At 74.9% G+C, this 7,284-nt stretch carries 7 protein-coding genes; 3 read left to right on the forward strand and 4 right to left on the reverse strand.

What is annotated here, in order from left to right; all coding sequences use genetic code 11:
- Window positions 1–28 precede the first annotated feature (28 nt).
- The gene (locus tag ABWI07_RS21890; RefSeq protein WP_353819668.1) at window positions 29–763 is read left to right on the forward strand and encodes a phosphoribosyltransferase; all 735 of its coding nucleotides are present in this window, start codon (window positions 29–31) and stop codon (window positions 761–763) included.
- Between the two features lie 306 nt (window positions 764–1,069).
- Here the strand turns inward: ABWI07_RS21890 and ABWI07_RS21895 are convergent, their stop codons facing one another.
- The 3 genes from ABWI07_RS21895 to ABWI07_RS21905 form a co-directional block, all read right to left on the reverse strand.
- The gene (locus tag ABWI07_RS21895) at window positions 1,070–1,366 is read right to left on the reverse strand and encodes a WhiB family transcriptional regulator (RefSeq protein ID WP_075901375.1); all 297 of its coding nucleotides are present in this window, start codon (window positions 1,364–1,366) and stop codon (window positions 1,070–1,072) included.
- Between the two features lie 184 nt (window positions 1,367–1,550).
- A complete protein-coding gene (locus tag ABWI07_RS21900) occupies window positions 1,551–2,405 on the reverse strand; it encodes a ferredoxin family protein (RefSeq protein ID WP_235037453.1) in 855 nt (284 codons plus the stop codon).
- A gap of 133 nt (window positions 2,406–2,538) precedes the next feature.
- Window positions 2,539–4,104, reverse strand: a complete 1,566-nt coding sequence (locus tag ABWI07_RS21905; protein WP_353819670.1) for a glycerol-3-phosphate dehydrogenase/oxidase — start codon at window positions 4,102–4,104, stop codon at window positions 2,539–2,541.
- Window positions 4,105–4,234: 130 nt separating this feature from the next.
- On the opposite strand from ABWI07_RS21905, the gene ABWI07_RS21910 reads away from it, so the two are divergent.
- Window positions 4,235–5,443, forward strand: coding sequence for an RNA-guided endonuclease InsQ/TnpB family protein (locus ABWI07_RS21910; protein WP_353819671.1), 1,209 nt, complete (start codon window positions 4,235–4,237; stop codon window positions 5,441–5,443).
- 14 nt (window positions 5,444–5,457) lie between these two features.
- Here ABWI07_RS21910 and ABWI07_RS21915 read toward each other — a convergent pair whose 3' ends face one another.
- Window positions 5,458–6,066 carry a TetR/AcrR family transcriptional regulator gene (locus tag ABWI07_RS21915; RefSeq protein WP_149265002.1) on the reverse strand — a complete coding sequence of 203 codons (609 nt, stop codon included), beginning with the start codon at window positions 6,064–6,066 and terminating at the stop codon, window positions 5,458–5,460.
- 64 nt (window positions 6,067–6,130) lie between these two features.
- Here ABWI07_RS21915 and ABWI07_RS21920 point away from each other — a divergent pair.
- The coding region (locus tag ABWI07_RS21920; protein WP_353819675.1) for an FAD-binding oxidoreductase at window positions 6,131–7,284 on the forward strand (1,154 nt) is incomplete at its 3' end.

Here is a 7,284-nt window from a genome sequence, read left to right on the forward strand (position 1 = left end):
GGGGACACCCCGGAAGGGGGTATCCCCAATGCCCTGGAGCAGATCCGCGGGCGGAGGCGTCCGGCACGCGGGCACCGTCCGGCTCCCCTACACCGACCGCGCCGAGGCGGGCCGGGTGCTCGCCGCCCGCCTCGCCACGATGGGCCTCGAGGGGGCCGTGGTGCTCGCGCTGCCGCGCGGCGGCGTCCCCGTCGGGTACGAGGTCGCGCGGCGCCTCGAGGCCCCGCTCGACGTGCTGGTGACCCGCAAGATCGGATATCCGCGGCAGCCGGAGCTCGGCGTCGGGGCGATCGCCGAGGGCGGCTCCCCGGTGTTCGACGGCGGCCTGCTCGCCCGGCTCGGACTCCGCGCGGACGACCTGGCCCCCACCGTGGCGGCCGAGCGCGCCGAGCTGGACCGCAGGGTCGCGGCCTACCGGCACGGCCGCCCGCTGCCGCGGGTCGCCGGGCGCCCGGTGATCGTCGTGGACGACGGCCTCGCCACCGGCGGCACTGCCCGGGCCGCCGTGCGCGCGCTGCGCGAGCGGGGCCCGTCCCGGCTGGTCCTGGCGGTGCCCGTGGGCGCCGCCGAGACCGTCCGGAGCCTGGAGCCTGAGGTGGACGACGTGGTGGTGCCCGCGGCGCCCTCGGACTTCCGCGCCGTGGGGCAGTGGTACCGCGACTTCGACCAGCTCACCGACGCCGACGTGACGGCCTGGCTGGAGCACGCCGCGCGGCCGGGCGGCGAGGCCCCGGGCGGAGGCCCCGGAGCGGGCCGGGGGTGAGCTTCGCGGAACCGGGTCCGGAGTGAGCCGCCGGGTGCGCCGCGTGAATGGCGTCCCGCGGATTTTCCGGAACGTGGATTTCAAGAAAATGGCCACATCGGCGAGGCCGGTGCGGTAAAAGGCGCCGGCGGAATGCCGCGGTCCGATGTGACCGGGTCGTAACGCAGATGTGACGCAGTGCCCGGGCCCGGTCGTGATGGACCGGGCCCGGGCAACGCAAACGGCCCCGCGGAGCGGGGCCGTGACGTTTTAGGTGGCGTGCCGGGGATCGCGATGGGAGCGTTCTGGCGGCCTGTGCCTTCTCGTTCAGGCGGCGTTGGCGCGACGCATGCGGCGACGGCGCTCGGACGCGCGCTCGTCCTCGTTCAGGCCGCCCCACGTGCCGTACTTCTCGGGCCTGGACACCGCGTAGTCCAGGCAGTCCGTACGGACCGGGCAGCCCATGCAGATCTGCTTGGCCTTGCGCTCGCGGATCTCGCGCTCGGGCTGGCGCTCGCCGTCGGGGCCGAAGAAGAGGACGAGGTCTTCCCCCCGGCACGCCGCGGCGTCCTGCCAGCCCCAGCTGGGACGAGGGAGGTTTGCCTGCCGACGTACCTGAGCCATGGAACACCCACCTTGATTGGTTTCGAACAAAATCGGGACATGGACGCTCGACGTACTTCGGATGACAGAGTCAGAGAAGCGCCGAATGTTCCAACGTCTGGAGTTGCCGCTCTGTTCCCCGTCCGGTTACTCCGGAAACCTGGGGACGTGCGACAGGAGACCCTCGAATGGGGCCTCAGAGAGATTACACGAGGGCCGCCTCGTTGAGAAGGGTGAGTTCCCTAACAACGTAGGTTCTCTGGTTCTCCCCGCAGTCGGCCCCGCACGGGTCGGGCTGCTGGACGGCTTCGAGGACCACCCGGTAACGGCTCCGCCTCAAGAGAACGACGGCTTCGTACCGGGTTGTTCCTTGGATCGCCGTGACCGACACCACGGTCGCGTCGTCCACCCCGAGCCGGCCCGTGTGCACGCGGGCGAAGTGCTCCGCGGCCTGCGCGGTCTCGGGCGTCCCCGCCCGCCCGCGCAGCCTCGGCAGGAAGACCTCGCCGCGCAGGTAGGCGTCCGCCGCCGCGTTCGCCTCCGCTTCGCCGAGGTCGCCGTACAGGAATCCGTGGGGAAGACATACCAAATTCGCCGCAAATCGGTCACCGCCGACATGGGTGGTTTCCCAGATAAGGCGGTCGAAACGCGCTGCGAGAGAACGCGCGAGCGGGGCGCCGGTGCGAGCGCAGCAGGCGTTGCGGCGCCCGTGCGTGCAGACCAGCAGGACCGGCTCCGCCACCCGCTCCCCGAGGCCGGGGGACCGGCCCCCGGCGAGGGCGTCCAGGTCGAGCGCCGCCAGCTCGGCCGGATCGGCCAGCTCGCGCCCCTCGATCCAGACCTCGTCCCCGCGGGAGGAGGCGGCGTAGACCTGGAGCGGCGGGGTCGCGCGCCGGCGGCCCGGCCGGCGGATCAGCTGCGGCCGGACGCCCGCCTTCTTCGCGGCCCGGACGGCCTCGGCCACCGGGCCCGGGCCGGCGAGGTCCTCGACCCGCTCGGGCCAGGGGCCGGGATGCTCGATGAGCAGCCAGGCGCCCGCCTTCGCGGTCGCGGTCGCCAAGCACGGCCGCTCGCCGGTGTGGCTCCCCGGGCAGTGTCCGCAGCTTCTGCCGCGCGTCACGCGTTCCCCCCGCCGATCCTCGTCATCCCCGTCGATGTCGCCGGTCCGCGCCGAGCGATTAGGTAAGGGTAACCTAAGGGGCCACGGGCAAACCGGGCGGGGTCGCCAGCAGCGCCTCGGCCGCCGGAAGCGCGGCCTCCCGGTCGGCCGCCACGAGGCCGATCCGGGTGCGGCGGTCCAGGAGGTCCCCCGCGTCCAGGGCGCCCTCGTGCAGCACGCCCCAGGCCAGCTCCGCGCCGGTCACCGGCAGCCCGGGGACGACCGGCTCCAGCAGCGACGCGTCCTGCCTCCCCAGGGCGGCCAGCAGCGGCGCCTCGGTGCCGTACCGCTGGACGAGCCGGGTCGGCGCGTCCAGGGCGTCCAGGCGGGCGCGTGGAGCCGCGCCGACGAGGGGCAGACGCGCGGTCCGGCTGGGGCCGGCGGCCAGGCCGCGGGCGCGCACGGCCGCGTCCACGGCATCCTCGGCCATGTGCCGGTAGGTGGTCAGCTTGCCGCCGACGATCGTGACGATCCCGTCCGGGGACGTCAGGACGGCGTGCCGGCGGGAGATGTCGGCGGTGTCGCCCCCGCGCCCGAGGTCCAGCAGCGGCCGCAGCCCGGCGTACGCCCCGATCACGTCGGCGCGCCGCACCGGGACGTCCACCGCCGAGTCCAGGACGTCGAGCAGGAAGCCGATCTCGCCCTCGGTCGGCTCCGGCACGTCCGGGACGGGCCCGTCCGCCGGCTCGTCGGTGAGGCCGACGTAGACGCGGCCGTCGCCCTGCGGCAGCACCAGCATGAACCGGTTGCTCTCGCCCGGGATGGGGACGTGCATCGCGGCGGTGAGCCCGCGCAGGGTCTCGGCCCGCAGCACCAGGTGGGTGCCGCGGGAGGGGCGCAGCCGCACCCCGTCCACCAGGCCGCCCGCCCACACCCCGGCCGCGTTCACCACCGCGCGCGCCCGCACGGTGATCTCCCGGCCGGTCGTCTCGTCCCGGACGAGCGCGCCGTCGCCGGCCAGCTCGACCGCGCGGCAGCGGGTGAGGATCCGGGCGCCGTGCCCGGCGGCGGTCCGGGCGAGCGCCGTGACGAGGCGGGCGTCGTCGGCGAGCTGGCCGTCCCACGACAGCAGCCCGCCGCGCAGGCCGTGGGGGCGCAGGGCGGGCGCGAGCCGGAGCGTCTCGACCGCCGACAGCCGGCGGGGGCCCGGCAGGACCGAGCGCGGGGTGCGGGCGGAGAGCCGCAGCAGGTCCCCGGCGCGCATGCCGCCCGCGGCCAGCAGCGCCTGCGAGCGGGACACCAGCGGCGTCAGCGGCAGCACGAACGGGAGCGCGCGCACCAGGTGCGGGGCGGTGCGCCGCATCAGCGTGCCGCGCTCGACCGCGCTCTCGTACGCGACGTCCACCTGCCCGGAGGCCAGGTAGCGCAGCCCGCCGTGGACGAGCTTGGAGCTCCACCGGGACGTGCCGAACGCCAGGTCGCGGGCGTCGATCGCCGCGACGGACAGGCCGCGCGACGCCGCTTCCAGCGCGGCGCCCGCCCCGGTGGCGCCGAGCCCGACGACCAGCACGTCCACCACCTCCCCGGGCAGTGCGGCGAGCTCGCGCTCCCGGCGCGCGGCGTTGAGCGAGGTCCGAGGGTCGGGTCCGGCTGCGTTCATCGGGGTTCCTCCGTGGATGCCCCGGCCTTCGGACCGGGGAGGAATCGGGCGCCTGGGGGCAGGTCGGGGAAGCCGGGGTGTTTCGGTGTCCGCCGGGTCGGCGCGCACCGGAGCTGCTAGAACGTGGGTCATGGCGCGGCAGGTCAGGCGGGCGTTCAAGTACCGCTTCTACCCCACGAGCGAGCAGGCGGCCGAGCTGTCGCGCACGTTCGGCTGCGTCCGGTTGGTCTACAACATGGCCCTGGAAGAACGCACCCGGGCCTGGTCCGGCGAGCGGCGCCGAATCTCCTACGCGCAGTCGTCCGCGCTGCTGACGCAGTGGAAGAAGACTGAGGAGTTCGCCTTCCTGTCCGAGGTGTCGTGCGTGCCGCTGCAGCAGGCGCTGCGGCATCTGCAGACGGCGTTCGGCAACTTCTTCGCCAAGCGCGCCAGGTATCCGCAGTTCAAGTCGCGCAAGCGGTCGCGTGCGTCGGCCGAGTACACCCGCAGCGCCTTCACCTGGCGCGACGGCCACCTCACGCTGGCCAAGATGACCGCGCCGCTGGACATCCGCTGGTCGCGTCCCCTCCCCGAGGGAGCGGAGCCGAGCACGGTGACGGTGTCGCGCGACAGTGCCGGACGCTGGTTCGTCTTGATCCTGTGCCAGGACGCCGTCACTGCGGCCTCCGCCGCGTACGCGGCTGTCGGGGTCGACGCCGGAATCACCTCCTTGGCGGTCCTGTCGACCGGGGAGAAGATCGCCAACCCCCGGCACGAGCGCCGTGACCGCGCCCGTCTGGCCAAGGCGCAGCGCGAGCTCGCCCGCAAGGCCCCCGGTTCGGTGAACCGGGACAAGGCCCGCCGGGAGGTGGCGCGGGTGCATGCGCGGATCGCCGACCGGCGTCGGGACCTGCTGCACAAGCTGTCGACCCGTCTCGTCCGTGAGAACCAAACGGTCGTGATCGAAGACCTCACCGTCGGCAACCTGCTCAAGAACCTCAGCCTCGCGCGCGCCATCTCCGATGCGGCGTGGCGGGAGCTGCGCTCGATGCTGGAGTACAAGTGCGCCTGGTACGGCCGCGAGCTGGTCGTGGTCGACCGCTGGTTCCCTTCCTCCAAGCTGTGCGGAATCTGCGGAACCGTCCGCGCCAAGCTGCCGCTGGACGTCCGCGAGTGGACGTGCGAGTGCGGTGCGGTGCATGACCGCGACGTGAACGCGGCGCGCAACATCCTGGCCGCCGGGCTGGCGGTGACCGCCTGTGGAGACGCTGTAAGACCTCAACGGGACACCTCCCGGACGGGGCACTCGTCGGCGAAACAGGAAACCCAGCGGGCGACCGCTGGAACCCCCCGCCTCTAGGCAGGGGAAGGAAGTCAAGGCGCGAGCGTCCTTTCCAGGATGTGGCGGAGTTCGGCGTCGAGCGCGTCGGCGTCGACCTCGGGGTCCTGTGCGTCGATCATGATCTGCGCCGACAGCCCGAACGACTGGACGACCAGCAGCAGCGCGCGGGCCTGGCGGGCGGGATGGCCGGCGCGGATCGTGCCGTCCCGGTGGCCGGCGGCGACCGCCTCCTCGAACCACGCCAGGAAGGCGCGCTGGCTGGCGCCGCAGCGGTCCAGCAGGTAGGGCAGCAGCAGCTCGGGGTCGACCTCGATGATCTTGCGGAGCAGCGGGTGGTCGCGGAACGTCCGCACGCCGGTGACCAGGCCGTCCACCAGGCGGGGCCGGACGGGGCGGCCGTCGTCGGGGGGTTGCAGCGCGTCGCCGATCGCCGTCCACTCGCGGGTCATCAGGTCGGCGACGATGGTGCGGACGTCGGGCCAGCGCCGGTAGAGCGTCATGCGGGAGACGCCGGCCCGGCGCGCGATGTCGGTCAGCGTCGTGCGGCGCACCCCGACCGCGAGCACGCAGTCGCGCGCGGCGTCCAGCACGGTGTCGTCGGCGGTCCGCGCCGCCGTCCTGTTGTGACGATTCGACGTCATGTGTCACAGTGTAAGCCACCAGGAACCCGGGGCGGCGAGGGAGGCGGGCGTGGAGACGCGCGACATGCTGTGGAGCGGCTGGGGCGACCCGGCGAAGGCGGCGCCGCTGCCCGAGTCGATGGTCGGCCTGCTGCGCGACCTGCTCGGCGTGCGGCCCGCCGAGGCGCCGCCCGCCGACCTGACCGGCGTCAAGGTCGCCGCGCCCCGGCTCTCGGGGGACGACCTGACCGCGCTCGCCGCCGTCGTGGGCGACGGGAACGTCCGCGCCGACGCCGAGTCCCGGCTCCGGCACACCCGCGGGAAGTCCACGCCCGACCTGCTGCGCATCCGGGCGGGCGACGCCTCCGACGCTCCGGACGCGGTCGTCCTGCCCGGCACGCACGGCGAGGTGCTCGCCGTGCTGCGGGCGTGCGCCGCGCGGCGGATCGCGGTCGTCCCGTTCGGCGGCGGCACCTCGGTCGTCGGCGGGCTGGCGCCGCAGGGCGTCGACTCCTTCGTCGCCCTCGACCTGCGGCGCATGGACCGGCTGGTCGAGCTCGACGAGGTCTCCCGGACCGCCGTCCTGCAGCCGGGGCTGCGCGCCCCGGCGGCGGAGGCCCTGCTCAACGAGCGCGGCTACACGCTCGGGCACTTCCCGCAGTCCTACGAGTGGGCGTCGGTCGGCGGGTTCGCCGCGGCCCGCTCCAGCGGGCAGGCGTCGGCCGGGTACGGGCGGTTCGACGACATGGTCGTGGGCCTGACCGTGGCCGCCCCCGAGGGCGACCTCGACCTCGGACGCGCGCCGAAGTCGGCGGCCGGGCCGGACCTGCGCCAGCTCGTCCTCGGCTCGGAGGGCGCGCTCGGCGTGATCACCTCCGTGCGGGTGCGGGTGCACCCCGTCCCGGAGGCCCGGGAGTACGAGGGCTGGCGCTTCGCCTCCTTCGACCAGGGCGCCGCCGCGCTCCGGCGCCTCGCCCAGGACGGCCCCCTCCCCGCGGTCCTGCGCCTGTCGGACGAGACCGAGACCATGGTCGGGCTGGCCGATCCGGCGGCGATCGGCGGCGGGTCGTCCGCGGCCGGGGCGCTGGCCGTCCTCGGCTTCGAGGGAGCCCGCGGCCCGGTCGCCGACCGGCGGGCCGCGGCGGCGGAGGTGCTGCGCGGCGCCGGCCGGGGGCCCCGCGGGGCCGGGGCGGGGGGGGAGTTGGGGCACGGCCGCGTCAGCGCCCCCCACCTGCGCGC

Origin of the sequence: Actinomadura sp. NPDC000600 (assembly GCF_040492135.1) — a bacterium.
Classification (GTDB): Bacteria; Actinomycetota; Actinomycetes; order Streptosporangiales; family Streptosporangiaceae; genus Spirillospora.

Bases quoted from the DNA above. Each gene is read 5' to 3' on its own strand.
- ABWI07_RS21915 (WP_149265002.1), bottom strand. From the start codon at position 6,066: ATGACGTCGAATCGTCACAACAGGACGGCGGCGCGGACCGCCGACGAC.
- ABWI07_RS21890 (WP_353819668.1), top strand. From the start codon at position 29: ATGCCCTGGAGCAGATCCGCGGGCGGAGGCGTCCGGCACGCGGGCACC.
- ABWI07_RS21910 (WP_353819671.1), top strand. From the start codon at position 4,235: ATGGCGCGGCAGGTCAGGCGGGCGTTCAAGTACCGCTTCTACCCCACG.
- ABWI07_RS21895 (WP_075901375.1), bottom strand. From the start codon at position 1,366: ATGGCTCAGGTACGTCGGCAGGCAAACCTCCCTCGTCCCAGCTGGGGC.
- ABWI07_RS21905 (WP_353819670.1), bottom strand. From the start codon at position 4,104: ATGAACGCAGCCGGACCCGACCCTCGGACCTCGCTCAACGCCGCGCGC.